This is a genomic window from Paenibacillus macerans (genome assembly GCF_050565405.1).
Classification (GTDB): Bacteria; Bacillota; Bacilli; order Paenibacillales; family Paenibacillaceae; genus Fontibacillus; species Fontibacillus macerans_B.
Genome location: NZ_JBNYYG010000074.1, coordinates 1 through 26083 on the forward strand (window position 1 = coordinate 1; position 26083 = coordinate 26083).

Genomic DNA, 26083 nt, shown 5'->3' on the forward strand with positions numbered 1-26083 from the left:
GATTTTTCGTATATATTTCTCGCCTGATCCTTTCGGCATCCTGGGTTGGGGAAGCAGAGCCCCGGATGTTAATGCAACGCTAATGATGAAACGGCTAATTTGCTTGAATATAACTGCATTTTTGCAGGTATTCCCCTACGCCTCGTCATCCTCATCATCAAACAACGCATGAAGCACGCCGCGACGATTTTCCAGAAACCCTCTCGTGATCTGATAGTGATCCGTATCCTCATAGTCGATCGGCGCAATGGGGTCGCCGTCGAAGTTCAAAATCTGCGCCTCTGGATAGCCCATCAAAATCGGCGAATGCGTAGCGATCACGAACTGGGCCTGCCCGGATAAATCCTTGATGATCCGAAGCAGGGCAAGCTGCCTGGCCGGAGACAACGCGGCTTCCGGTTCGTCCAGCAAATAGATGCCTTTGCTCTGAAACCGGTATCGAAACAGGCTCAAAAAGGACTCGCCGTGCGATTGGCTATGCAGCGACACCCCGCCGTAGGAACTTGTCCCGCCGATTTGGTCGATATGCGTCGCAAACGAATAAAACGACTCCGCGCGCATGAAAAAACCGCCCGTCACCTTCGGTTTCCAGGATAACCGCACATAGTCGCCGAGCGCCGACTCCGCTCGATCCACCTCGTAAGCGTTGTTTCGGCCGCCGCCGGCGGTGTTGAACCCGCATTGGTAAGCCATCGCCTCCAGCAAGGTGGATTTGCCCGAACCGTTCTCCCCGACGAAAAACGTGACCGGACGGCTAAGGCGGAGCGTGCTTATTTTACGGATCAGCGGCAGGGAAAAAGGATACTCCGAAGGCGGGGGCATCTTCTCTTTCAACAATGTGACTTCCCTAAGAAACACGCGGTTCCCTCCCTTCCGGATTGCTTCAGTCGAGCTCCCGATAGATAAAATAATCGAAGTCGGCGGACTTTCGCGTTCCGCCGAGGTCCTGCACGCATAAGCCGAGGAAGGTGCCGGTGAAGCGCACTTTCTCCGCCGGGTCGTCGGACAAGTGGCTGACATCGACCGCGCCGCCGATCGGGAGCCAGTCGGACCCGTCCGCGCTGTAATAGAAGCGGGCCAATTCGCGTTCGATGCGCACCCGAAGCCCGCAGCGCGCGGTGCCTTCGATCGAAATATCCTCTTCCAGCAATTCGTCGTACGCGCCGGCTTTGGTATGAATGAGGTTAAGGCTTTTTCCCTTGGCTTCGTCGCGGGAAATGCGCAAATACACGTAATCCTGCGAATCATAGAATACGATCAACCCCGCCATCTGCTGGAACGTGTCCGGCTCGAACTCCACCGCCGTTTCCGCCAGGCAATGGAACGACTGCTGCCGCCGAGCAACCAGGCTCTGCCGATGCAACGAATTCAACGATTCGCGGCCATATAAGCGCAAATAACCCGGACGCCCGCGCAGCGTCAACCAGTCCTCCGTCGCCGGAACGCGCAGCGTGCTCCAATGAAGGTCCAGCTTCTCCTGGCCGAAGTCGTCCCGTTCCGGCTCCGGCTCGAACGGATGCGGCGGCAAATCCGGCGCCGGCACCGATACTTGCGGCTCATTGCCGCCCGAAGCCAGCCGGAACCAGCCGTCCTCCGTCCAGACGCCGCGCTGGACCGCCGTCTCCCGGCCGAGCGTACAGTAAATCTCCTTGACCGGACGCCCGGTCAGGTGCACCATGTACCATTCCCCCGTTTGCGTCTCGACCAGCGAGGCATGCCCGGCCTTTTGCAGCGCGAGATGCGGCTTGCCGGACGACGTCAGGATCGGATTCGTCGGGTCCACCTCGTAGGGACCGTCGATCGCCTTCGACCGGGCCATCGTCACCGCATGGTCGTAATACGTGCCCCCCTCGGCCGTAAGAAGATAGTAGTAGCCGTTTCTTTTATAGAGATGCGGCCCTTCGGTTAACCTAAGCTCGGTGCCCTTGAAGATGTTCTTGATCGGCCCGACCAGCTGCTTCCGCTGCGGATCGTATTCCTGGAGCACGATGCCGGCAAACCGGTTTCTCCCCTTCCGGTGATCCCACAGCATATTGACGAGCCATTTGCGTCCGTCGTCGTCATGGAACAATGAAGGGTCGAAGCCGCTGCTGTTCAGATACACCGGCTCCGACCAAGGTCCGCGGATATCGGCGGCCGTCACCAAATAATTGGGCGTGTCCTTGAACGCGCCGTGTCGGCTTTTGACGTCGGTATATATCAAATAGAACATCCCGTCGTCGTAGGTCAGGCAAGGAGCCCAAATTCCGCACGACCCCGGATTGCCCAGCATGTCCAGCTGCGAGGTTCTCGTCAGCGGGTGGCCGATCAGCTTCCAATGGACGAGATCGCGGGAATGGTGGATCTGTACGCCGGGAAACCACTCGAAGGTGGAAGTGGCGATATAATAGTCGTCTCCGACCCGAAGGATCGAAGGATCGGGGTTGAAGCCCCGCAATATCGGATTGGCAATCATCGGACGTTCGCTCATGTTTATTTCCTCCCATCATTGGATGACAACGAGATTTGGGCCCGTTTGTGCCCATTTACTTAAAATTCGATTATAATAGAAATTAGGCTTTCGCTGGTCTTGCCAAAAAAGCGGGGCTTTTCACATAAAACATAACGCCCGAAGGAGGCTACTTCCATGCCAAACCCACAAGCATCCCACGATACGGCCCATCGTTTATCCCATATTCCCGTATCCATTCTCGACCTTGCGCCGATCACCCAAGGCAGCACCGCCGCCGATTCGCTGCGCCATACGCTGGATCTCGCCCGGCACGCGGAAGGCTGGGGCTATCGCCGCTACTGGCTGGCGGAGCATCACAGCATGCCCGGCATCGCCAGCTCGGCGACCTCCCTCGTGATCGGCCACGTCGCCGGCGGCACGAAGACGATCCGCGTCGGCTCCGGCGGCATCATGCTGCCGAATCATTCGCCGCTCGTCATCGCCGAGCAGTTCGGCACGCTGGAGTCGCTGTACCCCGGGCGGATCGATCTGGGCCTCGGGCGGGCGCCCGGCTCCGACCCGCTGACCTCGCAGGCGCTGCGCCGCGGCCCCGGCAGCGACGGGCAGGACTTTCCGGAGCGGCTGAGCGAGCTGCGGAACTATTTCCAGCCCGTATCGGGTTCGTCGATGCGGGTGCGGGCCATCCCGGGCGAAGACCTGAATATCCCGATCTGGCTGCTCGGCTCCAGCGGCTTCAGCGCGCAGCTGTCCGCCCAGCTTGGTCTGCCGTTTGCCTTCGCCAGCCATTTCGCGCCGGATTACCTGCTCCCGGCGCTCGACTTGTACCGCACGCACTTCCGGCCGTCGGAAGCGCTGGCGCAGCCTTACGCGATGATCGGCATCAACGTGATCGTCGCCGATACCGACGCGGAGGCCCAACGCTTGTCGACCTCCGCGAAACAACAGTTCCTGAACCTGATCCGGCGGCGCACCGCCCAGCTCAGCCCGCCGGTCGACCATCTGGACTGGTCGCTGCAGGAGCAAGCGCTGGTCGAACGCCAGCTCAGCTATTCGGCGATCGGCTCGCCGGCCACTGTGCAGGAACGGCTGGAGCAGCTGCTCGCCGAAACCGAAGCGGACGAAATCATCGTTGCGGCGCAGGTGTACGACCACAAGGCCCGCTTGCGCTCCTATGAGCTGTTGGCGGAGCTGTTCGGCGGCAAGCGTTAACCGCGCGGGGATAACACCGATGCCGGCGACGGCGAGGCGTTGAAACCGGCACCGCCTCCGCGCCCTGCCGTCAGCCGCCGCCATCGCTTTCCTTGGTCGGGGTCGCCAATACCCGTTCCTTGTACTCGGTCGGACTGTACCCGGTATACTCCTTGAACACTTTGGAGAAATAATGCTGGTCGCTGAACGACAAGGCGTCCGACACCTCTTTGAACTTCATTTCCGGCTTGCCGGCCATGAGCCGGCAGGCCTCTTTGATTTTCAACTGCGTGTAGTACTGCACGAACGTGCTTTGCGCATATTTTTTCATGATCCGGCTAACGTAGGAAGGACTGACGTGAAATTTGAGCGCCACATCCGCAATCGATAAATACGAATATAAATTCAGCTGCACGTATTCCTCGATTTGCTTGAACAACTCCTCGGCGCCTTTGCGGTTTTGCGACTGCAGCTGCTCGAAGCACTCCCTGGCCCATTCCTGCAGAGCCTGGCCGAAATCCGCATAGCTGTCCCGGTCAAACAGCCGCTTGGAGGCTGCCTCCAAATCCAGCCGGAATCCGGCGTCCTGCCCGGCCGCTCCCGTTTGGCCAAACGCATCGGCCATTTGCCCGACGAAGCGCTCCAGCTCCGCCAACCTGACGTTCTCGCCGTGCCATTTGGCCAATTGCTCCCCCAGCTTCAGCAAGAATTGCTCCTTCCGTCGCCCGCGGATCAGTTCGATAAAACCTGCCGTAACGGCTCGATCCATGCTGCGGCTGTCTTGGCTCGCCAACGGGAGCGGTACCTCCGTATCGACGACGATGCCGTGGGCAATGCGTTGCTGTTCGTTCAGGATGCCGGACATCCGGTAATATAGCTCCGGCAGCCTGCCCGGATCCCCGGACGGAAGCTGGCCGCCGATCGCCGACCGGATGCCGAGGTTGTCCAGGTACCGCCGTACCGATTCAAGGTACTCGAGCACCGAGGAACATGCGTCCGCCGAGGCTTTATGAACCATAGCTAGAAATTGCCCGGGTTGCTGGGTCGGGAATACCCAGCTGAGATGCGGAGCGAAGAAGGCCGATAATTCGCGCTGGATCACCTCCTGCTTCCAGAGGTCCTCCCGATCGGCGAAGGGCTGTTTGCGGAGGAGCAGGATCATTTTGTCGTAATGGCGGAAATGGTCCCCGAGCTGCATTTCCGGGTAATACCGCGGATCCACGATCTCCCTGAACATTTCGGCCTCGCTGGGAGTTTGGCGGCTCAGCCGCTCGATCGCCCGGTCCATCACCTCCGCCAGCTGCTTGCGTTCGACGGGCTTGAGCAAATAATCGAACACCTGCAAATTGATCGCCTTGCGGGTATATTCGAAATCGTTGTACCCGCTGATCAGCACGAACAGCAGCTTCGGGCGGATCCGCTTGGCCTGCTCGATCAGCGTCAACCCGTCCATCTTCGGCATGCGGATATCGGTCAGCAGCAGGTCCACCGGCCCCTCCCGGATCAGCTCGAGCGCCTCCTCCCCGTTCGCGGCCGTCGCCACGACCGAGACCGGCAGCTCCAGGGAATTCAGCAGCGTTCTGATATTCCGCAAGATCGGCTTGCTATCCTCTACGATGATCACGTTATACATGGCTAGCCCTCCCCCGCATTAGTAGAAGTCCTGCGTAAGCGAACCGATGATTTGCACCGTCGCGCCTTTTTCCCCGTCCGAATGATTGAAAACGTTAAAGAACAGCCGGTTCTGATACATCAGCTTCAACCGGCCCACGCTGTTCACGATCCCCATATTGCCGATCGAGGAACGACGCGACTGGAGCTCGCGGGCTCCCGAATCGGATGTGCGGATGTTATCCATGATCTCCTGAATTTTGTCCGGGGGAAACCCGTCCCCATTGTCCTTGATTTCGACGGCCCATAGCCCGTTGAATTGCTTCACCGTAATATCGATCCGCCATGGGGGATCCGTATGGGTAAAGGCATGCTCGATGCAGTTCTCCACGAAAGGTTGAATGACCAACCGCGGAAGCTGGATCTTGCGGGCGGATTCGTCCGTCCGAATCTCCCAGACCAGGTCTTCCTCGTATTTCTGCTGGACCAGGGACAAGTAATGCCGCGTATGCTCCAGCTCATCGGCCAAAGTGACATGCGCATAGGGCGAGGACACGATATATCTCAGGCTGTCCGACAAATGCTTGCACATCTCGGAGACGACCCCGGTTTTGCCCTCTTGGGCGGCAATGCTGATCAGATAGAGGACGTTGTGCAGGAAATGCGGCGCGATTTGCGCCTGAAGCGCGGAGTTTCGCGCCTTGACCTCTTCATGCAGCGCGATCTTCTCCCGGTCGATCGATTCCTGCAGCCGTTCCATCAAATCCTGGAAAGCCTCATTCAACAGGATCAGTTCATTGTTTTGGGCCTGGGTTTCCATCTTGATGTTCATGTTGCTGTAGCTGATGCGCCAGATTTGGCTGCGCAGCTTCCGGATCGGCAGCAGCAGGTTTCGCGTCGACAAGTAGATATAGGCAAAAGAGAACAACATCAAGGCCGTGATCAACAGAACCGAAATGTATTTCACCGAATTGACGGAACCGAGGACATCCCGTTTGGGCGTAACGAGATAGCTCGTCCACCCGGTGCTTTCCGACCGGTCGTATGCCACATAGTTGTTAAAGCCGTCGCTATACACGCCGCCTCCCGCAAGCTCCGCGGTCAATTCCGCATGGTCCGCGGACGGACTGGAGCTGGCAACCGGCCTGCCCTCCCCGTCAAGAATATATACCTGTCCGGCGCCTACCCCTTGCGCCAGCCTCTGCAAGAATGCCGGATCCAACTGAATGCTGAGGTAACCGAATACCTTGCCGTTCTGGTTGTTGATCGCGCGAATGAACGAAATCGCTTCACCGTCCCCGTGGCGGCTCAGGATATAGCCGTTTCCACCCCATCCGCCGCTTGCCCGGCTCTCCTTCAGAAAGGACTCCAGGGAGGCGGGGCTCTCCTGGGCGCCCAGGTACGAGACGATCCGTCTGCCTTGCTTGTCGTAAATAACCATGTCCTTGATGCTCATTCGGGGGCCGATCGCCTGAAACATCAAATCTTTAAGCTTGCGGCTTTGATTCAACCGCTCGATATTCAAGTCCGATTCATAGCCCTTATCCAGGAGGGCAAAGATATCCTTGCTTGACAGAATGCGCTGGGACAGCTGATTTTGGCCGTCGACGTAATCGTCGAGCTGCTGGCTGACCTTCGCCACCGCCGCCAGCTTCGCTTCGACCGTTTTCGTCTTCAGCGGTTTTACGACGACCACGTTCACGTAAACGATAAAGCAGCCAAGAATGAACAGCAGCAGAGCCACAAAGGTTAACAGCACCTTCGTTTGCAGACTGAGCTGATCTTTGCGGGGGATGTATTTTCTCATCGCGATGGGGTTCGCCTCCTTGCCGTGCCTGTGTGCATAAGGGAAGTCCGGCTGTAATGTACTAACTGTACCATTTCGATTCGTTAAATGACAACGATTACAAGTTCAGAATTTTACACATGAGGTGTCATCCTCAGACATGTACCTCACGGCCGGCAAATTTTATAATCAAATTGTAAACGCATTCAACACAAACATAAAAACGGGGGGATTAGCCTTGAACGCCAAAATGAAAAGAACGACAGCCATGATCATCGCGGGTTTGCTATCGGTTTCGCTGGCCGCATGCGGATCCGGGGGCTCCAATTCCGGCAGCACGGCAACCGACGGGGGGAACGAAGGCAGTGCCGCCAAAGGGGACAAGGTCACCATCGAGCTGGCCATCTCCAAGAGCTCGCAGGATTCCGCCTTCATCCAACAGGAGCTTCTCGACGAATTTGAACGAAAAACAAACATCAAAGTCAACTTGCAATTGATTCCCGCCGAGCAAACGACCACGGTTCTGCAAACCAAGCTGGCCGTCGATGAAACGCCGGATATTATCCAGTACAACCTGGCCAGCGCCACCACGGACCTCAACCTGGAACGCAACTTCGAAATTCTCGACAACGAGGCTTGGGTCAGCCGGATTTTGAACAAAGACGTGCTTTCCGCTTACGGCCATGTATACAGCTTCCATGTCAGCCAAGACACCGGCATGCAGGGCGTCGTCTACAATAAGCAAATTTTCGAGGATCTCGGCCTGTCGATTCCAACCAACTTCGAAGAGTTTCTGGCTGTCTGCGAAAAGATTAAAGCGAGCGGCGTCACTCCGGTATTCATGCCGTACAAGGACGCTTGGGCGGCTAATATCTGGCCTGCGGCCGCATTTGCCGATTTCGTGTCCAAGAACGATCCTACCTACTTCGATGAATTGAACAGCAACAAACGGAAATGGTCCGACATTCCGGAATTCAAAACGTTCTTGCAGCAGCAATATGACGTATACCAAAAAGGTTACACCAATGCCGACGTCCTCAGCGATAGCTATGACATGGCGGTTGGTAAATTCCTGAACAAGGAAGTCGCCATGATGTTCATGGGCGACTGGCTGATCGAAGGGGTGGCCCAGCAGGACCCTAACATGAAGCTCGGCGTGTTCCCGATTCCTTCTTCGCAGGATGCCAGCCTGGGAGCAAGTCCACTTGGCGGCCAGCTGTTCGTACCGAAGAAAGCCAAACATTTGACCAAAGCGAAGGAGTTTCTCAACTTCCTGGCATCCAAAGAAGTAGCCCAAAAAATCGTCGATTCCAAAGGTTATGTCTCCAACTTCAACGATGTAACGACGCCGGAGCTGCCGGAATACAAGCAGGAAATCGTGGACAATTACATTACGCCGAAGAAAACCGTGCTCACGACGGACGCGTTCATGCTGGTAGACCGCAGCGAGCTGTACCGGCTGCTGCAGGACCAATTCGCCGGCGGATTGACGCCGGAAGAAGTACTGAAAGCTTGGGACGAGAAATTCAGCCAACTGATGAAAGATAAAGAAATCGCCGGTTTCTAAGCGGCAGTACAACAGGCAGCATAAAGTCCATGGCTTTATGCTGCCACAGGCTATAACGGGAGTGTGAGGAAATGAAAGCAAAAACAATCAAAAGCCTGTATTCGTATTATCTCGTTTTGCCGGCGTTGCTGATTTATTCGGTCTTTTTCGTGATTCCGGCCTTCGCGGGCTTCTACTATTCCTTTACCGATTGGCGGCTGGACCGCCTGACCATCGATTTTATCGGGTGGGACAATTTCAGCCGGATCTTCTCCGACAAAACGCTGATCCTGGCGCTGAAAAACACGCTGATCTTCGCCGTCGTTACCGTGGTCGGCAAGAACGTCATCGGCATAGCGCTGGCTGTCGCGTTGAATATGCGTTTGAAGACGCGCAACCTGCTGCGCGCGATTTTTTACTCTCCTTCCATTCTAAGCATTCTGGTGATCGGCATCGTGTTCACGCCGATGCTGCGCACGGAAGGCACGATCAACCGGGTGTTCGAGGCGGTCGGGCTGCACGGCTTGAGCCAGGCTTGGCTGACCAATCCGTCCCTCGTCATTTGGACGATCGCGATCATCTCCATCTGGCAGCATGCCGGTTTTCAGATGGCGATTTACTTGGCCGGCCTCCAATCCATTTCCCAGGAATATTACGAAGCGGCCACCATCGACGGAGCCGGTTCCTGGAAAAAATTCACGAAAATCACGCTGCCGCTTCTGCTGCCGGCGATTAATATCAACCTGATGCTGACGCTTATCGGCGGACTTAAGGTCTTTTCCGAAGTGTTCGTCTTGACGGGCGGAGGCCCGGGGAATGCTTCCCAGGTGGTCGGAACGATTATTCTGCGGTCCTTTGGCGAAGGCAGCTGGGGGCTCGGAACCGCGATCAACACGCTGCTGTTCGTGGCCGTCACGATTATCGCCATTCCGCTGCTGATCTTCATGCGGCGTAAGGAGGTCACCGAATAATGGGATTTACGCGCAAACTCGCCCTACGCAACTATATCGTCGAAGGCTTCCTGCTCCTGGCTTCGCTGCTGATTATTTTGCCGGTCCTGATCATGATTTTCGGCTCGTTCAAGACGAGCGCGGAAGTACTCAGCTTCTCCTTGCAGCTGCCCGATAAGTGGATGTTCTCCAACTATGCGCGGGTGTTCGAGGAGGGCGGGCTCGCCCGGGCCTTTTGGAACAGCCTTTGGATTACGGGGATCTCTTCGGTCATCAATATCGTCGCCTCTTCGGCCGCCTCCTTTATCCTGGCCCGCCGGGAAACCAAATTCGCGAATACGCTGTACATGTATTTCTTCATGGGCCTGATCGCCCCGATGTCGACCATTACGACCATTCGGATCGTGCAGGCGCTGGGCTTCTACGGAAGTATCACGAGCGTCATCCTGATTTACGCCTCGTTGAACACGGCGTTTAGCGTATTCCTGTACAGCGGGTTCATCAAGACGATCCCGAAAGCGCTGGACGAGGTAGCTTTTCTCGAGGGAGCCAGCGTGTTCGGCGTATTTTTCCGAATCGTGACGCCTTTGATTTTGCCGGTTAACGCGACGGTCGCCATCATGGTCTTCATGTCGGTGTGGAACGATATCACGATTCCGCTTTATTTCCTGACCGACAGCTCGACCTGGACGATGCCGCTGTCGATCTACAATTTCTACGGCAAATACAGCCGGGACTGGAACCTGATCTTCGCCAACCTGGTGCTGACTTCCTTGCCGGTATTCATCCTCTATTTATTCGGTCAAAAATACATCGTCAGCGGCCTTACGGCAGGTGCCGTCAAGGGCTGAGCGAAATGCGAAAAGCGCGGGCCGGGGAGAGCGATTCTCCTGCCCGCGCTTTTTGGTGGTTCAGTTATGGGGCCGTACGAGGACGCACGCGTTCAGTGGCGCGGACTGGCCGGCGGCGTACCCTGTACTGTGGCACGTGCTTCGATCGGCGATGCTGGCCTGCTGTAGTATGCGCTTTGGTCGGCGGTGTGTTCGCGTAACGAACCCTGGTCACGTTATTTGCCCATTTCGCTCGTCATGTGCACGGCATTCAGCTCTATGGTTCTATGTTCTGCGTTCTGCGTGCTGCGTTTTGTGTTCTCTGTTTAGTGCTCCGATATTCACCATTCACGCTTCGCCCGGCATCCAGATCCGGTAGTTCCCGCTTAACGCCAACAGCGTAAACAGATACAGGCAGTTGTCGTAATAACGGCGCTTGCCGGTCCGGACCGGCGTGTTCCAGAACAGCCCCACGCTGGACTTGGCATTGGAGCCTTCGGCCGCCAGCGAAGCCATGGCATTGGTGGCCAACAGGCCGACGGGATGCAGCGCCGGTTCCTCGAACGGTTCGCCCGCGATCGTATAGCGGCGGTAGTCCTCCGGCGTTTTATCGGCGAAAAACGCCTGGATTTTGTCGGCCTCCCCCCGCTGCCAGGGATCGGCGGCAAACCATTCCCAGTCGAGGCCGATATTGCCGGCTACCCGGTAGGCGTCGCTGAAAAAGTGCCCGAACCCCCGCTCATTATTCGGCGTTCCGTCGTAATACGCATACTCCGGCGCCAGTCCCGTCACCGGATGGCAGGACAGATGCAGGTAATCCCGGCTGGCCTGAGCCGCTTTCTTCCAGAATGGCCGGTCCTCCGGATAGGCCCACAGCGCAAACAGCTCGTAAAAATGCGGCAGATGGTAGGAAGGGTCGGAAAACTCGCAGTTCGGGATAAACTTGATCAGCTTGTTGTCCGGGTTCCACATCGGGTACCCTACGCCGTTCTCTTCGCCTTGATGCAAGCAGGTGCGCAGCAAATCCCGCGCCTGGGCACCGTAGTTAAACGGCGCCTCCCGATCGCCCCAACGATGGGAAGCAAACAGCAGCGCGAGCGCGAAGTACTCCTCGCCGTCCGGTGCCGGGCCGTTCGACAGGCGTTTGCCGTCCGTCGCGCAGGACCAAGCGAAATACCCGGCATTTTCGCCTTCCGTCATGTACATGTAAGTCATCGTCCATTTCCACAGCCGGTCAAACACCTCCTGGCGGTCGTTCTGGACGGCCATCATCATCCCGTAGGACATGCCCTCCGTTCGGACATCCAGGTTGCCGGTATCCATCATGTACCCCATATCCTCGCCGGACGGGTAATAGAAACGCGTATCCTCGTCCCCTTCGAACAATTGATGCCACGTATCTTCCAGCCTGTTTCGGATGGCCTCCTCGTCATAGCCGTATTCGGCCAGCAAATTCCGGTATTGGCCCGTATAAAAAGCACCTTGGCGCTCTGTCATCGCTTCCGCCTGCCTCCTTTTCGTTTCCAGTTCTACTAGAAGTGCGTGTTCAAAAAGTCAGATTTTCAGCACCGAGAAGGTTGGATGAAGCTAGAGCATGAGTAGCGGAGCGTAGGCGAACCTACGCGAGCAACGGAAGGCTCGGCTGAATTCAAGATTCGATGTCGAATCCGCTTCTCGAGTTACCTCGTGATCAAAAGTTGACTTTTTGAACAACCTCTAGAATTAACGTAAACGTAACATGAGTCCCCCTCCTTGTTCCATGTGCATTTCACGCTTTTATTTATCCAAATCAAGCCTTACGGCGAGCGCGTGTATGCGCATTCAACGAATCGGGTCAACGGGGGGATTCAGACCATTTCGCCATGAAAAAACCGCACTCCAAGTTCGGATCGGATCCAACCTTCGGAGTGCGGTTCGATTAGGACAGTAGCGGTATGCGGTCGCGGTAGCGTTCGACTAACCGCCCGTTGCGGTCGTCGGCCCCGTCGATATTGCCGCTTAAGAAGACCGGCGGCTCGAAGCCCTTCTCGATCATGACGGCGATCGCCTCGGCGAAGATGCCGTTCAAGACCGCGGCCCCGATTACGGTCGACGTCGGCGCAAACGGAACGGGCAGCCCCGGGTGAGTCAGCACGGCGTCTCCCTTCACGGCATAATTGTCGATGACCAAATCGACGGAATCATATAAGTGTTTTCCGCTGATGTGCCGGGACGGCTGGCTTTGCGAATATTCCAGAGAGGTGATGCCGACCGTGAAGGCTCCCTTCTCTTTGGCGATTTGGGCGACGTCAACCGGTACCGGGTTGCGGCCGGAGGTCGATAGCACGATCATGACCTCTCCTTGGCGAATGTCCTGGGCGTTCATGAACGAGGCGGCTAGCCCGTTTTTCCGCTCCAGTTCGGATGATCGGACCGCTCCCTCGTGCAGCATCAGCGGTTCCACGAAGATGGGATGGATCGGCACCAATCCGCCGGCGCGATAAAACACTTCCTCGGTCAAAAGATGGGAGTGTCCGCAGCCGTACAGATGAATCACGCCGCCCTGCATGATCGTTTCGGCCGTCTTGAGGGCCGCCTGCTTGATGCGCCCGGCTTCCCGTTCCTCAATCCGGTGCAGATTGCGGCGGATATGCTCCAAATAAGCATGCAGCATCGGACATCACGGCTCCTTCCCGTTTTGCAAGCGCGCCTTGGCCCCCTCGATCATGGCCGTCATCGCGTTTAAGGCGGCTTCGATGATCTGCTCGCCCTTTTCTTTGGTGGCGAGCTTTGCGTCGCCGAGAACGGCCGTCGAGGTAAACTCCTCCCATGGCGTCGGGGTGCAATCCGCCTCCACGCCGATGTTCGGAATATCGGTCAGCGCTTTGTCCATGTCGACATGCTCGCCCGCCAAATAAAGCATATACGAGGTCTCCAGCTCGCAGGCGTGGAAATAGGCAGCGTGCGAAGCCGGGGTTTCCCGCACCCGTTCGATCGCCTGTTTCGTTCCGGGATAGAAGAAATAATATACCTTCAACCGCGGGAAATCCTTGTAAAGGAGGCGGGCCGCCTCTTTCAGCGCCGCGGCGTTGCCGAGATGCCCGTTCAGCATGACGTAGATCCGCAAGCCTTGGCGGTACAGGCTTTCTCCGATGTCGTACAGCATCCGGATCAACGCCTCGTTGGAGACGTTGATGCTGCCGGGGAAGTTTTGCAGGCTCCATACCTGGCCGTACGGCAGCGTCGGAAGCACGAAGCTTTCCGTCCGCTCCGCCAACCGCCGGGCCAGCCCCTCGGCCAGCAAGTTGTCCGTGCCGAGGGGCAAGTGGGGACCATGGGCCTCCACCGCGCCGATCGGCAGGATCGCGCAGGGCATGCGTTTGATTTTTCCGGCGATGTCGCAGGCGTTTTCGTATTGGAATATCATGTCCATGCGCCTCCCTATCGCTTGAAAGCGAAGCAGTTTGCCGGATTGGTCACGAAAAATCGGCGGATGAGCTTATGCCCGTCGAACCCGGCCCGTTCCGCCTCGGCCACGAACCTTGGAACCCATTTGGCGATAATGTATTCCAGCCCCGGCCCGTAGTCGTAATGCTTGTAGTACGTTTTGCGGGCCGTATCCCCGCTGATGAGGATCTGATCCTCGTAGCCTTTGCGGACCAACTCGAGAATCAGTTCGATCCGGGTGCTCTCGGGCGCGTACTTGATCTTGGCGATGCCGTCGAACGACAGGTAGGCGCCCGACTTGGCGATTTGCTCATGATAGTACGGGTCCGGATTCCGGTCCATGTGGCCGAGGCTGACAAAGCGAAGATCGACGTTTTCGCTGCGCAGCAGCTCGATTTGCTCCAGCCCCATCGTCCCGACCTCGGTATGGGAGTGGATCGGGGCCTTCGTTTCGTGATGGGCCCGGGCGACCGCCCGCAGCGTCTTCTCCTCCAGCGGCGTGATCCGGTTGTAACCCGTGCCGAACTTGACCTGGCCGGCTTTGAACGGCGTGCCCTCCAGGCCCTCCTCGACCTCGCGGATCACGAAATCGGCCAATTCGTTGACGCTTTTCGCCTCGATCCATTCGTAATACGTTTCATAATTTCCGATGATCGGCTTCAGCTCGTCTTTGACCTTGGCATCCCAGAGAAAGCTTTTGTTGAACCCGGCGGTGCCGACGATGCGGACGCCGGTTTCCTTCATAATGCCGTATACCGCCGGCACGTCCCGGCCGTAATCGATCGCCGTCGCGTCGACGATGGCCTGGCCGCCGTGCCGTTTAAAGTCCAGAACGTCCCGCTTCGATTTCTCCGGATCGTCGAGCAGCAGATCGTCTTCGCCGCGCTCCGACCAATGGGCCGGACGGCAGACGAGGTGTTCGTGCGAATAGGTGAAACCGAGTTGTTCTTTAGGAATGTCCGCATCCAGCGTACGAATAAAGCTCATATCGATGTTCCCCCTTGCTTTGTGTTGCGTTCCTGGCTGGCGAAACCCCTTAGAACAGGAACTGCGCCAACAGACGAATGATCGGTCCGAGAATGAACATATCGGTATCGGCCGCCCACATCGCCGTATCCGGCACCGTCGAAGAGATCAGGAAGCGAACCATGACGAACTGCCCCCAGGCCACGATGGTTGCCGTAACGAAGCCGCCGAGCAACGCCCCTCTGACGCCGCCGGTGGAATTGCCGAAGACCCCCGCCGTAGCCCCGTGGAAAAACAACACGATCATCGTCGGCACGAAAATGTAGGCAACCGTGTTCCCCAGCACGACGAGCCAGATCAACGCGCCTACGAAAGCGCCGAGGAAGCCGAGAATGACCGCGTTAGGCGCATACGGAAAAACGACCGGGCAATCCAGCGCCGGTTTTGCGCCGGGCACGATTTTGGTCGCGATCCCGTTGAACGCCGGAACAAGCTCCCCGATGAACATCCGGACCCCCAGCAGCACGATGGCGATCCCGCCCGCAAAAGTAAGCGATTGGACGATAGAGTACATGATGAAGTTTTGATCGCCGGACCGGGCCATCAACTCCTGCGCTCCCGGCGTCTCCTTCATCGTAAGCACGAGCGCCCCGACGAAGAACAGCAGCCCCATGCAAAGCGCCGTAATCACGTTGGAATCGCGCAGAAATTCGAGGCCCTTCGGCACTTTGATTTTCTCGCTATCGTTCTCCTTATTGCCCGCCCATTTGCCGAGAAGCGCGGCGAGCAAGCCTGCCGCGGCCGACGTGTGGCCCAGGGCGATATTGTCGTTGCCCGTAATTTTACGCATGAACGGCTGAGTTAACGCGGGTTGGAACGTCCAGTACAACCCCAGGATGACCGACAAGAAGAGCACAAGCTTCCATTGCGGAACCGTACCTCCGGCCGTGTGCACGACGACCCCGGCAAAAATCGTAGCCGTCCAGAACATCATGTGTCCGGTCAAATAAATGTATTTGAACTTCGTGAACCGTGCCAGCAGTACGTTGATCAGGAAGCCGAGCAGCATGGCCATCGTGACCGAGCCGCCGAATTTGGCGTTAAACGTCTCCTGGCCGAGGAAATTGGCCAGGCTTTCCGCTTTCAGCCCGAATACTTCCTTCCACATCGGCTCGAATACGTTCAGCGCGCCGACGATGACGCTGGAACCGGCGGAGATGATCAAAAAGCCGATGACCGCTTTAAACGTGCCGCTGACGACTTGGCTGGTCGATTTCTTTTGCAACAGCAAACCGAGCAGGACGATGAAGCCAAGAAGAATGGCCGGCGTTCCGAAAATGTTCGTGGATATCCAAAATAATGCATCCATTTAACCTTCCCCCTCGTCTTTTACATGGCTTCTTTCAGGTTTTGCTTAATTTCCGCCAGATCGAAGTAATTGTTGACGATCACGATTTGGGCCGAATGCCCCGGCAGGCTCCGGGCCAACTCATGATTCGTGATAATGTAGTCGGCCGGCATGCTGGAAGCCGAGGAGACGTCCGTATGCTCCACGTCGGCCTGCACTCCCATCTCCTTTAGCACCGTTTCGACGTTCATGCGCAAAATCAAGCTCGTTCCCTGCCCCAAACCGCAAACGCACAAAATTTTCATGGGGATTCCTCCTTTATTGGGTTATCTCGCTGTTCGGAATCGGATGGTTGGAGCAAAGCCCCGATTTCCTCGGCGGTTTGCGCCGCTTTCAGCGCCTCGATGTTCGCAGGCTCGTTCAGCAAGGTGGTCAGCCTGCGGAGCAGGTCGATATGTTCCGAGCTTGACGATGAGCCTAGGGCAAACACCAGTTTGACCGGATCATTCTCGGGATGGCCGAAGGCCACCGGCCGCTTCAGCCGGACGAAGGAAACGGAAGCCTCATTGACGCCGCTTTCCGCTTTGGCATGAGGCAAAGCGATTTGCGGGGCGACCACGATATAAGGTCCCTTATCCCGAAAGGCCGACAGCATGGATTCCACATAGCTGTCCTCCGCCGCCCCGCTATCGACCAACAGCCGGCCGGCGGCGCGGATCGCTTCCTGCGCATCCTTCGCCTCGACATCCAGCGAGATCAGGCTTTTGTCCAGAAAATGCATCGATAAATCCTCCTTAAGTGTCCATCAAGTGCCGGAATAGTGTAGAAATAAACGCATCATTTCCGCTTTATCGTCCGTGCTCCCCAAAACCTGCCGATTTCGTTCTTCCATAAGCAGGTTCGCCAACTGTGTAAGGGCTTTCAAATGCAGCTGGCCATCGGTGCCCACAACGACGAACAGCAGGTTCACGAGGTGCTTGGGCTGATCGCTGAAGGCTGCCCCGCCCTGAATCGCGAGCAAGGAAATGGCTGGCCGGACCGCTCCGTCCTCCGGCCTGGCGTGCGCGATCGCCACGCCGGGCGTGGCAATGATATACGGACCGTAACGTTCGACGTTACCGATCATCGCCTGTACGTATCGATCAGTGATAGCCCCTTCGCGCAGCAGCGGCCGGGCCGCGGTCCGGATCGCCTGGCGCCAGTCGGAAGCTTGCCCCCGAATGGTGATTCGCGATGGATGTAGAAGCTCCCCGAGCGTCGGCTTGTATTCCTTCGGTTGCGGCGGCTGCCCTTTGGCCGCGGACAAATAGCGTTGAAGGTCATTGAGCAACGCTCCCTTGTCAGTGATCGTGGCATGCTTGCCAACCAGATCGACGATCGCCTGCGCGGAAAGGGAAGCATGAATTCCTTCCGCAGATCCTAAATAAGGGTTCACCCGGCCGAGCAAATGGGCTTTCTCCGCATCGCTCATTACCGCGTTCAGGATGAATACGGGGACTTGGCAGCCGGACAAGGGAACGGTGGAAAAAATCAGGTCGATATTGCCCGTGAATTTTTCGAATTCCCGCAGCGACAGTACGGCGACCAGATCCAGGGATGGGAACAGCTGCTCCAGCTGGTTTTTCAGCAGCCGGGAAGCCGATATCCCGTTTACGCAAACGACGGCGGCCCGTTTCCCGGGTACGGGCTTAGCCTGCTCCCGCCTGAGCCAACCGCCGAAATGCATCGATAAATAGGCGATCTCGTGTTGGTTGAGCGGCTTCTCGAATTCCCTTTCCAGCGGCTGGACCGATTTCCGGGTCAGTTCGAATACTTCCCGGTACTCCTCCATGATTTTGTCCGTCAGCGGATTATCAAGGGTCAGGCCGTATTGGATCCGGTAAAACACCGATTTGACGTGAAGAAACAGCTGCTCTGCCAACGCTTCGCGGTTCTGAAAATAAACGCAGCCGTTTTGCTCGAAAAGATCGATGACCTCCTCCGTCGCCGCACGCAACCGCTTGGTATCCCAAGTGTCGGACTCCACCTCGACCCTATTCACCTTGGCCGCCAGCAAATAGATCGTCATATAGCCAATTTCGTCCTCCGGCACGCCGATGCCGAACAATTTCTCAAGCTCCGCGGCGATTTGCGCGGCTGCCTTGAATCGGAGCGTTTCCCGCAAGGCCGCTTTCTCCTCTTCGTCCAGCTTGACCGTTTGGCCTTGCTTCATTCGATTGGCCGACAACCAGATGCGGACGGTCAGATGCAGGATGGTCTCGTCCGTCAGCTCCATGCCGGTCAGTTGTTCGCTGGAGACGATCATCCGGTATACGGAAGCCAGTTCCTCTTCCCGGAAAGCCGGAAAGTGGCTCCTGAACAGATCGGTATGGATCAGGCCATCGACCGTTGGGGCTGAATGGTTCCAGTCGGCGTACGGCAACTGCTCGAACAAGAAGCGCGACAGGGCTGCCCTCAGGTCTTTTTCATTTCCTTGGATATAATAGCCTTCCTTTCGGTCGAAACGGACGCACAACGCGTAGCTTTCCAACTCTTCCTTAAGCCGCTTCAGCTCTGCGTGGGCGGTTCCCCGGCTAACTTTCAGCAAATCTTCCATGTCGTGCAAGAACAAGGGAGCGCTCCGGTTGATGAGGTGCAGGCAAAGCAAGGCTTTGCGTTCGCTGCTGGACAAATAGTATTGCTGCGGTTGCACGCCTTGCGCCATGGCCGGAAGCCGGGACCTGGACGCATCGGGAAGCATAAATCCCCTGCCGCGCAAGTATTGCACGGGAGGCAGTCCGCTTTGACGCAGCCAGTCGTTGATTTTGTCCATGTCGTAGTAGACCGTGCGCTTCGAGATACGAAGGACATCCATCAGCTCTTGCACCGGAAGGTAGCCTTGCGTCTTCTGGAGCAGGGCAAGGATTGAAGAACTGCGCTCGTCAAGTATGTTCCACCACCTTCTTTCCTTATAAGTAGTTCAAAAAGTCGTCCTTGGATCACGAGGCAATTGCGAAGAAGCGGATCCGACATCGAATCTTGAATTCAGCCGGGCCTTCCGTTGCTCACGTAGGTCTGCCTACGCTCCGCTACTCATGCCCTAGCTTCATCCAACCTTCTCGGTGCTCCAAACCCGACTTTTTGAACCTTTATTGAAACGGTAGTTCAAAAAGTCGTCCTTGGATCACGAGGCAATTGCGAAGAAGCGGATCCGACTTCGAATCTTGAATTCAGCCGGGCCAAGCGGATGCTTCCGAAGCGGGTTTCCTGCGCTGCTTCCGGCAAGCTAACGGACACCAGAAACGCTATTGACCCGCTTTGGGGCAGTTTCCGATTCTAACGGACCGAGGAGACCTTATTTCGGTCAAAAGTGGCGAATTGGCCGCCATGAGAGCCCAATAAGGTCTCTGGAGTCCGTCCGTTAAAGCGGGAAATAGCCGGGAAATGGGCAAATAAGGTCTTTACGGTCCGTTACACAGCCGCGCTACCTCAAGCGCTTTGAAAAAAACGCGCTTCCAAAGCATAGGCTTAGCGTTTTGCAAAAACGCACATCGGAAGCCTAAGCTTCGGTGCTGAAAAGCCGACTTTTTGAACTTTGACTGTAGAACTTCTCTCTTTTTGTAGTTCATTATACTGAAGGAGTTTGGCATAAAACAGCGCAATTGTTGTCTCTTCGATGTTTGCAAACTTATACGGAATGTTGAACGATTAGCGGTATTCCCTCTTGCAATCCGCAATGTTCCATACTACCATACAAGTATGGCAGAGAAAAAGCGTTTCCAAAGCCCATGCCACGCACTTGGTCTATGCTTCTGAGGTGAAATTTGTCGAAGCGGATCCTTGGGAGCGAAGGCACGCAAAACTTGAAGGAGGTGATGTCATGAGCGACATGTTGCCGCAGCCGGGATCGGCGGGGAATGCCGTATACGCCAAACTGAAGGAGCGGATCGTTACGCTGGAGCTGCCTCCGGGAACGGCGTTATCGGAAAAAGAGATGTCCGTGGCCTTTCATGTCAGCCGCACCCCCGTCCGGGAGAGTTTCGTCCGGCTGGCGCAGGAGGGCCTGGTGCTCGTTTTGCCGCAGCGCGGCACGCGTGTGTCGCTGATTGACCCGGAGCTCGTAGAAGAAGCGAGATTTATGCGGGAACAGCTGGAGCGCGCCGTTATCCGGCTCGCTTGCGAGAAGTTCCCGGAGGAAGGGCTTGCCGCGCTGGCCGACAATCTAAAACGCCAGCAGGACAGCATCAAGCGGCATGACAATCATGCCATGTTCGCGCTGGACGAGGAGTTCCACCGCCTCCTGTTCGGAGGCTGCCGCAAACAGGGCACCTGGGACGTCATCCAACAGATGAACGCCCATCTCAACCGGACCCGGGTGCTGTGGCTGACGACCGATCCCCATTGGGAGAATCTGTACGAACAGCATCAGGCGATGTACGAAGCGGTAGCCGCACAGGATGCTGAGCGGGCCGATCGCCTGATGAAGGAGCATTTGCAACTGAGCATTTCCAACTTACCGGTGCTGCAGGAGCGGTATCCGGGTTATTTTCTAAACACATCCAATAAGTAAGCCTTTAAGCTTTCCTCTAAAATTTGAATTGGCGGTGAAGGTATGCGTATGACATTTCGCTGGTTCGGCGAAGGCAATGATACGGTTTCGCTGGAACAGATCAAACAGATTCCCGGCGTGGAAGGCCTCGTTTGGTCGCTGCACGACGTGCCCGCAGGGGATGAATGGCCGATGGAGAAGATCGAGGAGGTAAAAGGACAAGCGGATCGCTACGGGTTCCATCTGGAGGTCGTGGAAAGCGTCAATGTCCATGAGGACATCAAGCTTGGCTTGCCGTCGCGCGATCAGTACATCGAGAACTACAAGCGGACGATCGAAAAGCTGGCCAAGGTCGGCGTTAAGGTGATCTGCTACAACTTCATGCCGATTTTCGACTGGCTGCGCACCGATTTGCATAAGGCGGGAGCGGACGGCTCGACGGCGTTGTTTTACGAAAAATCCAAAATCCATAATACCGACCCGTTCGAGCTGGTTAAGGTCATCAATCAAAACAGCGCGTTAACCATGCCGGGCTGGGAGCCGGAGCGCCTGGAGCATTTGACTTCGCTGTTCGAGGCGTACCGCAACGTGACCGAAGAAGACCTGTGGAACCATCTTCAATACTTCCTGGAAGAGATCGTTCCGGTCGCCGAGCGGAACGGCATCAAAATGGCGATTCATCCGGACGATCCGCCGTGGTCTATTTTCGGGCTGCCGCGCATCATCACGAGCCAGCAAAACCTGCGCCGCTTCCTGAAGCTCGCCGATAGCCCGTCCAACGGGATCACGCTGTGCACCGGCTCGCTCGGAGCCAATCCGGACAACGACATTATCGGCATGATCCACGAATTCCACGAGCGGATTCCGTTCGCCCATATCCGCAACGTAAGCGTGTTCGAGAACGGCGACTTCATGGAAACGTCGCACCGGACCACCGATGGAACCGTGGATATCGCCGGCGTCGTTAAAGCGTATTATGAGAACGGCTTCACCGGATATGCCCGTCCGGACCACGGCCGCCACATTTGGGGCGAAACCTGCCGTCCCGGATACGGTCTGTATGACCGGGCGCTCGGCATCATGTATCTGTGGGGCTTATGGGATGCGTACGCCAAACAGGCGGGACGCTTGAACTGATCGATCATTCATACTCATAACTGAAAAAGGAGAGGATCACCCGATGAACACATTGCCAAAACACCCGTCATTGGCCGGAAAAACCGCCGTCATCACCGGAGGCGCGGGGATCCTTTGCCAAGCGATGGCCCGCGAGCTGGCCCGCCAAGGGGCCAAGGCGGCGATTTTGAATCGCACGCTGGCGAAAGGCGAAGCCGTGGCCGAGCAGATTCGCTCTGCCGGCGGCATTGCCGCGGCATTTGCTTGCGACGTCACGGAAGCCGAAAGCGTAAAAGTCGCTGAAGCGGCCGTCCGGGAGCAATTCGGGCCGTGCGACATCCTGATCAACGGAGCCGGCGGCAACCAGGCCAGCGCCAACACGACCCACGAAACTTATCGGCCGGAGGATTTGGCCAATCCGGACGTGACCAGCTTTTTCGATCTTAGCTTGCCCGGCGTGCGCGGAGTGCTCGATGTGAATTTTACGGGGACGCTGATTCCTACCCAGATCTTCGCCAAGGAGATGATCGGCCGCCCCGGCGCTACGATCATCAATATCTCCTCGATGAGCGCGTACAGCCCAATGACGAAGGTTCCGGCCTACAGCGCGGCCAAAGCGGCGATTAACAACCTGACGCAGTGGCTGGCGGTGCACCTGGCCGAATCCGGCATTCGGGTCAATTCGATCGCACCGGGTTTTTTCCAAACCGAGCAAAACCGCGACCTATTAACGAACAAGGACGGTAAGTTGACCGAGCGCTCGCAAAAAATCATCACCCACACCCCGATGCGCCGGTTCGGCGTGCCGGAGGATTTGCTGGGTACGCTGCTGTGGCTGGCGGACGCCGAGACCTCCGGTTTCGTGACCGGAACGGTCATCCCGGTCGACGGCGGGTTTATGGCATATTCCGGCGTATGACGGGTTTTCAATGGAGCTTTATGCATCGTGTTCAGTCAGGTGCACAATGACTTAGCGGAGGGGAAAACATGTTTCAACCGAGCTATATCCAGCATCTTCTGCAAAACGGAGCGTCTCCCTCATTTCGGCTCGTCCACCAAGGGGCGGCTGCCGATCTATACGTATCGCTCGCGGAAGAACCGGGCGTGATCCGCGCGGCCGGCGATTTGCAGGCCGATGTCGAGCGGGTCTCCGGCCGGAAGCCGCGGCTGGTGCAGGACGCCGTGCCTCCCGCGTTATCCGGCCATGCCGTGCTAATCGGCACGATCGGACAGAGCACGCTGATCGACCGGTTGATCGCCGAAGGCAAACTCGACGTCGCCGGCGTCGCGGGACGCTGGGAAGCGTTCGTGATCCAAACGGTGGCCGATCCCCTGCCGGGGGTCGAGCTGGCGCTGGTCATTGCCGGCAGCGACAAACGCGGCACCATCTTCGGCATCTACGACGTGTCCGAGAACATCGGCGTCTCGCCTTGGTATTGGTGGGCCGACGTTCCGGCGGCGAGGCATGAAAGCCTCTATGTGCAGACCGGGCGTTATCCCCAGGGCGAGCCGTCCGTGAAATACCGGGGGATTTTTCTGAATGACGAAGGTCCTTCGCTGATGGCTTGGGTCCGCGACAACCACCGGGATTTCACCCATGAATTTTACGAAAAGGTGTATGAGCTGCTGCTCCGCCTCAAAGCCAATTATTTATGGCCGGCGATGTGGGACAACACGTTTTACGAGGATGACCCGCAGAACGCCGAGGTCGCGCACCGCTACGGCATCGTGATCGGCACGTCGCACCACGAACCGATGCTGCGCCCCCACGGCGACTGGAAGCTGCACCGTAAGGGCCCTTGGGATTATTCCGTAAACGAGGACGTCCTTTACCGTTTCTGGGAGGAAGGGATCCGGCGCAGCCGGGACTACGAATCGATCGTGACGCTGGGGATGCGCGGCGACGGCGATGAAGCAATGGGCGGCCACTTGACCTTTGAGGAGAAGATCGCCCTGCTCGAAAAAATCGTCCGCGGCCAGCGCGCCATCATCGGCAAGGAAATGAACCGGGATGTGGCGGAGGTTCCGCAACTGTGGGCGCTCTACAAAGAGGTGCAGGATTACTACGAGCATGGGATGCGCGTTCCGGACGACATCACCCTGCTCTGGTCCGACGATAATCACGGCAATTTGCGCCGGGTGCCGACGGCCGAAGAACGGGAGCGCTCCGGCGGCGCGGGGATCTACTACCACCTCGACTACGTCGGAGGGCCGCGCTCCTATAAATGGGTGAACACCGTCCCGCTCCCGAAAATTTGGGAGCAGATGCACAAGGCGCACGAATACGGCGCCGACCGCATCTGGATCCTGAACGTGGGCGATCTGAAGCCGATGGAGCTGCCGTTGGAGTATTTTTTGCGCATGGCATGGCGAATCACGGATTTCACCCGCGACAACGCCCGGGAATTCGCGGAAGCCTGGGCGGAGCGGCAGTTCGGGGCCGAATACAAAACGGCGGCCGCGGACGTGCTGACCGGCTACGCCAAGTTCAACGGCCGGATCAAGCCGGAGCTGCTGAACGCGGTAGAGCTCTACAGCCTGACCGATTACAAGGAAGCCGACGCGGCGCTTCGCGAATTCCGCGGTATCGTGCGAACCGCGGAGCGGTTATATGAGGAGATGCCGGAGGAGCTGCGGGACGCCTGCTTCCAACTGCTTTTGTACCCGGCCAAAGCGTCCTGCCAAGTGCTGGAGCTGCATGTGCGCACGGCGCGCAGCCGGCTGTACGCCGGCCAAGGCCGTACCTCGGCCAATCTCGAAGCCCGGGAAGCCGAGCTGCTATTCGAAGCGGATCGCGAACTGACGCTCCATTACAACAAGCTGCTGGCCGCAGGCAAATGGAATCATATGATGGATCAGACGCATATCGGCTACACCTATTGGAACCAGCCGCCCGTCAACGCCATGCCTGAGACCGGACGCGTGGAAGAGCTCCCCGGGGCGGAAATGGGCGTGGCGGTGGAGGGATCGACGGAGTTTTGGGCCGGCCCTGCGGCTTCCGAGACGGTTTGGGGCAACGACGGTAGAAGCCCGGCCGGCCTGGCCGGTTCGATCAGTTCGATCGGCTCGGCCGGCTCGACTGCCGAAGCCGACCGCATGTTTCATGCTTCTCCGGCCTCGTTTTCCTCCCTGCTCGCCTCCGGGCCGTGCCGGTTGCCGGCGTTCGACTCGTTCGCCCGGGAGGCGCGCTTCATCGAGATTTTCAACCGAAAAAGCGATCCGTTCGAGTTCCGGGCGCTTGCGGACGTCCCCTGGCTGAAGCTGTCGGCCACGGAAGGCACGGTCGTACACCAGAAGCGGCTGTGGGTAGACGTCGATTGGGCTTCGGCTCCGGTCGGCGAGAATGTGCCGGGCCGCATCGCGATTAGCGGACCGGGCGGCGCGGAAGTGACGGTGGAAGCCGAACTGTTCCACCCGGCCGAGCCGAAACGCGAGGAACTGCGCGGGCATATGGAAACCGGAGGCGTCGTGTCGATCGAAGCGGCGCATTTCGCCCGCAGCTTGCCGGCCGCCAGCGGCGCGGCCTGGGCCAAGATCGACGGCTACGGCCGGACGCTGTCCTCGATGGCGGTGTTCCCCGTCACCGTCCCGAGCGTGGAACAGCCGGACGCGGAGCGGTCGCCGAGCCTGGAGTATCCGGTGTATCTGACAAGCACCGGCGGCGTGGACGTGCGGCTGTATCTGGCCCCGACGATCGACTTCGTGCCGGGAGGCGGGCTGCGGATCGGCGTGTCGTTGGACGACGGGCCGGTGTACGTAGCGGAAGCCATCTCCCGCATGCCGGACGGCGGTTTCGACGAACGCGACTGGGAGCAAAGCGTGATTTGCAACGTGCGCACGGCCGTGGTCCGGCAGACGATTCGCCAAGCCGGCCCCCATACGCTGCGCATCTGGATGGTCGATCCGATCGTCGTGCTGCAGAAGATCGTGATCGATGCCGGGGGCGCGAAGCCGAGCTTCCTCGGGCCGCCGGAGAGCTTCTTCGGCGGCTTGAGCGAAGCGCGTTCCGGCGCGGACGGCAGCCGGGTTGGCAGAGCCGAAGCGGCGATTCGGCCGGACGATCCTGCGGCGGCGAATGCCGGTTCCCGCGCGGACGGCAGCGACGAAGCCGAGGCAGCGGCGCGGCATGCGGTCGCGTTCGGCGACGCGTATGACCCGTTTGCGCTGCCCGGCGCCATCGCCGGCGAATACGCCGGGCTTGGCGGCGAGGCTCTGGAGGTGTTCGTCCGGCAAAGCGGACTGTACACGCTGGTCGCGGATTCGGTTTATTCCGTTCTGGACAAAGCCGGATGCCGGCTCGATGATGTGGAAGCGGTTGGCCTTGGCTGCCCGGGAA

At 57.8% G+C, this 26083-nt stretch carries 20 protein-coding genes; 8 read left to right on the forward strand and 12 right to left on the reverse strand.

Going from position 1 to position 26083, the window contains the following annotated elements; translation table 11 throughout:
* Positions 1 to 135: 135 nt before the first annotated feature.
* Positions 136 to 858, reverse strand: a complete 723-nt coding sequence (locus tag ACQ4N8_RS25595) for an AAA family ATPase (protein WP_430707185.1) — start codon at positions 856 to 858, stop codon at positions 136 to 138.
* Positions 859 to 883: 25 nt separating this feature from the next.
* Entirely contained in the window at positions 884 to 2470 is a 1587-nt protein-coding gene (locus ACQ4N8_RS25600) for a glycoside hydrolase family 43 protein (protein WP_430707186.1), read from the reverse strand.
* A 156-nt stretch (positions 2471 to 2626) separates the two neighbouring features.
* Here ACQ4N8_RS25600 and ACQ4N8_RS25605 point away from each other — a divergent pair, with 156 nt between their 5' ends.
* Positions 2627 to 3661, forward strand: a complete 1035-nt coding sequence (locus ACQ4N8_RS25605) for an LLM class flavin-dependent oxidoreductase (protein ID WP_430707187.1) — start codon at positions 2627 to 2629, stop codon at positions 3659 to 3661.
* A gap of 70 nt (positions 3662 to 3731) precedes the next feature.
* On the opposite strand, the gene ACQ4N8_RS25610 is transcribed toward ACQ4N8_RS25605, so the two are convergent.
* On the reverse strand, positions 3732 to 5273 hold the full coding sequence (locus tag ACQ4N8_RS25610) for a response regulator transcription factor (RefSeq protein WP_430707188.1): 1542 nt from the start codon (positions 5271 to 5273) through the stop codon (positions 3732 to 3734).
* A gap of 18 nt (positions 5274 to 5291) precedes the next feature.
* Complete coding sequence (locus ACQ4N8_RS25615) at positions 5292 to 7058, reverse strand: cache domain-containing sensor histidine kinase (RefSeq protein WP_430707189.1); 1767 nt, start codon at positions 7056 to 7058, stop codon at positions 5292 to 5294.
* Positions 7059 to 7287: 229 nt separating this feature from the next.
* On the opposite strand from ACQ4N8_RS25615, the gene ACQ4N8_RS25620 reads away from it, so the two are divergent.
* From ACQ4N8_RS25620 to ACQ4N8_RS25630, 3 genes are all read left to right on the forward strand, one after another.
* On the forward strand, positions 7288 to 8604 hold the full coding sequence (locus tag ACQ4N8_RS25620) for an ABC transporter substrate-binding protein (protein ID WP_430707203.1): 1317 nt from the start codon (positions 7288 to 7290) through the stop codon (positions 8602 to 8604).
* Positions 8605 to 8675: 71 nt separating this feature from the next.
* Positions 8676 to 9554 (forward strand): carbohydrate ABC transporter permease, encoded by an 879-nt coding sequence (locus ACQ4N8_RS25625; RefSeq protein ID WP_430707190.1) that lies wholly within the window; start codon positions 8676 to 8678, stop codon positions 9552 to 9554.
* The gene (locus tag ACQ4N8_RS25630) at positions 9554 to 10384 is read left to right on the forward strand and encodes a carbohydrate ABC transporter permease (protein WP_430707191.1); all 831 of its coding nucleotides are present in this window, start codon (positions 9554 to 9556) and stop codon (positions 10382 to 10384) included. The genes ACQ4N8_RS25625 and ACQ4N8_RS25630 overlap by 1 nt, the downstream gene beginning before the upstream one ends.
* Before the next feature lie 327 nt (positions 10385 to 10711).
* On the opposite strand, the gene ACQ4N8_RS25635 is transcribed toward ACQ4N8_RS25630, so the two are convergent.
* The 8 genes from ACQ4N8_RS25635 to ACQ4N8_RS25670 all read right to left on the reverse strand — a co-directional run bounded on the left by ACQ4N8_RS25635 (position 10712) and on the right by ACQ4N8_RS25670 (position 19032).
* A complete protein-coding gene (locus ACQ4N8_RS25635) occupies positions 10712 to 11860 on the reverse strand; it encodes a glycosyl hydrolase family 8 (protein WP_430707192.1) in 1149 nt (382 codons plus the stop codon).
* A 421-nt stretch (positions 11861 to 12281) separates the two neighbouring features.
* Positions 12282 to 13016, reverse strand: a complete 735-nt coding sequence (locus ACQ4N8_RS25640; protein WP_430707193.1) for an SIS domain-containing protein — start codon at positions 13014 to 13016, stop codon at positions 12282 to 12284.
* Positions 13017 to 13022: 6 nt separating this feature from the next.
* Complete coding sequence (locus tag ACQ4N8_RS25645; RefSeq protein ID WP_430707194.1) at positions 13023 to 13769, reverse strand: creatininase family protein; 747 nt, start codon at positions 13767 to 13769, stop codon at positions 13023 to 13025.
* A gap of 14 nt (positions 13770 to 13783) precedes the next feature.
* Positions 13784 to 14776 (reverse strand): phosphotriesterase family protein, encoded by a 993-nt coding sequence (locus ACQ4N8_RS25650; RefSeq protein ID WP_430707195.1) that lies wholly within the window; start codon positions 14774 to 14776, stop codon positions 13784 to 13786.
* A gap of 49 nt (positions 14777 to 14825) precedes the next feature.
* On the reverse strand, positions 14826 to 16124 hold the full coding sequence (locus ACQ4N8_RS25655; protein ID WP_430707196.1) for a PTS ascorbate transporter subunit IIC: 1299 nt from the start codon (positions 16122 to 16124) through the stop codon (positions 14826 to 14828).
* A gap of 20 nt (positions 16125 to 16144) precedes the next feature.
* The gene (locus ACQ4N8_RS25660) at positions 16145 to 16408 is read right to left on the reverse strand and encodes a PTS sugar transporter subunit IIB (protein ID WP_430707197.1); all 264 of its coding nucleotides are present in this window, start codon (positions 16406 to 16408) and stop codon (positions 16145 to 16147) included.
* Positions 16405 to 16884, reverse strand: coding sequence for a PTS sugar transporter subunit IIA (locus tag ACQ4N8_RS25665; protein ID WP_430707198.1), 480 nt, complete (start codon positions 16882 to 16884; stop codon positions 16405 to 16407). The genes ACQ4N8_RS25660 and ACQ4N8_RS25665 overlap by 4 nt, the downstream gene beginning before the upstream one ends.
* 24 nt (positions 16885 to 16908) lie before the next feature.
* Positions 16909 to 19032 (reverse strand): BglG family transcription antiterminator, encoded by a 2124-nt coding sequence (locus tag ACQ4N8_RS25670; protein ID WP_430707204.1) that lies wholly within the window; start codon positions 19030 to 19032, stop codon positions 16909 to 16911.
* Positions 19033 to 19962: 930 nt separating this feature from the next.
* Here ACQ4N8_RS25670 and ACQ4N8_RS25675 point away from each other — a divergent pair.
* The 4 genes from ACQ4N8_RS25675 to ACQ4N8_RS25690 all read left to right on the forward strand — a co-directional run.
* On the forward strand, positions 19963 to 20652 hold the full coding sequence (locus tag ACQ4N8_RS25675) for a GntR family transcriptional regulator (protein WP_430707199.1): 690 nt from the start codon (positions 19963 to 19965) through the stop codon (positions 20650 to 20652).
* Positions 20653 to 20694: 42 nt separating this feature from the next.
* Complete coding sequence (uxuA, locus tag ACQ4N8_RS25680; RefSeq protein ID WP_430707200.1) at positions 20695 to 21768, forward strand: mannonate dehydratase; 1074 nt, start codon at positions 20695 to 20697, stop codon at positions 21766 to 21768.
* A 43-nt stretch (positions 21769 to 21811) separates the two neighbouring features.
* On the forward strand, positions 21812 to 22666 hold the full coding sequence (locus ACQ4N8_RS25685; RefSeq protein ID WP_430707201.1) for an SDR family oxidoreductase: 855 nt from the start codon (positions 21812 to 21814) through the stop codon (positions 22664 to 22666).
* 68 nt (positions 22667 to 22734) lie between these two features.
* Positions 22735 to 26083: glycosyl hydrolase 115 family protein (locus ACQ4N8_RS25690; RefSeq protein WP_430707202.1), on the forward strand; the 3349-nt coding region annotated here is incomplete at its 3' end.

Excerpts from the sequence above, each read along its gene's own strand:
- ACQ4N8_RS25650 (WP_430707195.1), bottom strand. The coding sequence starts at position 14,776 with ATGAGCTTTATTCGTACGCTGGATGCGGACATTCCTAAAGAACAACTC.
- ACQ4N8_RS25615 (WP_430707189.1), bottom strand. The coding sequence starts at position 7,058 with ATGAGAAAATACATCCCCCGCAAAGATCAGCTCAGTCTGCAAACGAAG.
- uxuA (WP_430707200.1), top strand. The coding sequence starts at position 20,695 with ATGCGTATGACATTTCGCTGGTTCGGCGAAGGCAATGATACGGTTTCG.
- ACQ4N8_RS25600 (WP_430707186.1), bottom strand. The coding sequence starts at position 2,470 with ATGAGCGAACGTCCGATGATTGCCAATCCGATATTGCGGGGCTTCAAC.
- ACQ4N8_RS25660 (WP_430707197.1), bottom strand. The coding sequence starts at position 16,408 with ATGAAAATTTTGTGCGTTTGCGGTTTGGGGCAGGGAACGAGCTTGATT.
- ACQ4N8_RS25630 (WP_430707191.1), top strand. The coding sequence starts at position 9,554 with ATGGGATTTACGCGCAAACTCGCCCTACGCAACTATATCGTCGAAGGC.
- ACQ4N8_RS25675 (WP_430707199.1), top strand. The coding sequence starts at position 19,963 with ATGAGCGACATGTTGCCGCAGCCGGGATCGGCGGGGAATGCCGTATAC.
- ACQ4N8_RS25620 (WP_430707203.1), top strand. The coding sequence starts at position 7,288 with ATGAAAAGAACGACAGCCATGATCATCGCGGGTTTGCTATCGGTTTCG.
- ACQ4N8_RS25635 (WP_430707192.1), bottom strand. The coding sequence starts at position 11,860 with ATGACAGAGCGCCAAGGTGCTTTTTATACGGGCCAATACCGGAATTTG.
- ACQ4N8_RS25610 (WP_430707188.1), bottom strand. The coding sequence starts at position 5,273 with ATGTATAACGTGATCATCGTAGAGGATAGCAAGCCGATCTTGCGGAAT.
- ACQ4N8_RS25665 (WP_430707198.1), bottom strand. The coding sequence starts at position 16,884 with ATGCATTTTCTGGACAAAAGCCTGATCTCGCTGGATGTCGAGGCGAAG.
- ACQ4N8_RS25625 (WP_430707190.1), top strand. The coding sequence starts at position 8,676 with ATGAAAGCAAAAACAATCAAAAGCCTGTATTCGTATTATCTCGTTTTG.
- ACQ4N8_RS25645 (WP_430707194.1), bottom strand. The coding sequence starts at position 13,769 with ATGATATTCCAATACGAAAACGCCTGCGACATCGCCGGAAAAATCAAA.
- ACQ4N8_RS25685 (WP_430707201.1), top strand. The coding sequence starts at position 21,812 with ATGAACACATTGCCAAAACACCCGTCATTGGCCGGAAAAACCGCCGTC.
- ACQ4N8_RS25640 (WP_430707193.1), bottom strand. The coding sequence starts at position 13,016 with ATGCTGCATGCTTATTTGGAGCATATCCGCCGCAATCTGCACCGGATT.
- ACQ4N8_RS25655 (WP_430707196.1), bottom strand. The coding sequence starts at position 16,124 with ATGGATGCATTATTTTGGATATCCACGAACATTTTCGGAACGCCGGCC.
- ACQ4N8_RS25605 (WP_430707187.1), top strand. The coding sequence starts at position 2,627 with ATGCCAAACCCACAAGCATCCCACGATACGGCCCATCGTTTATCCCAT.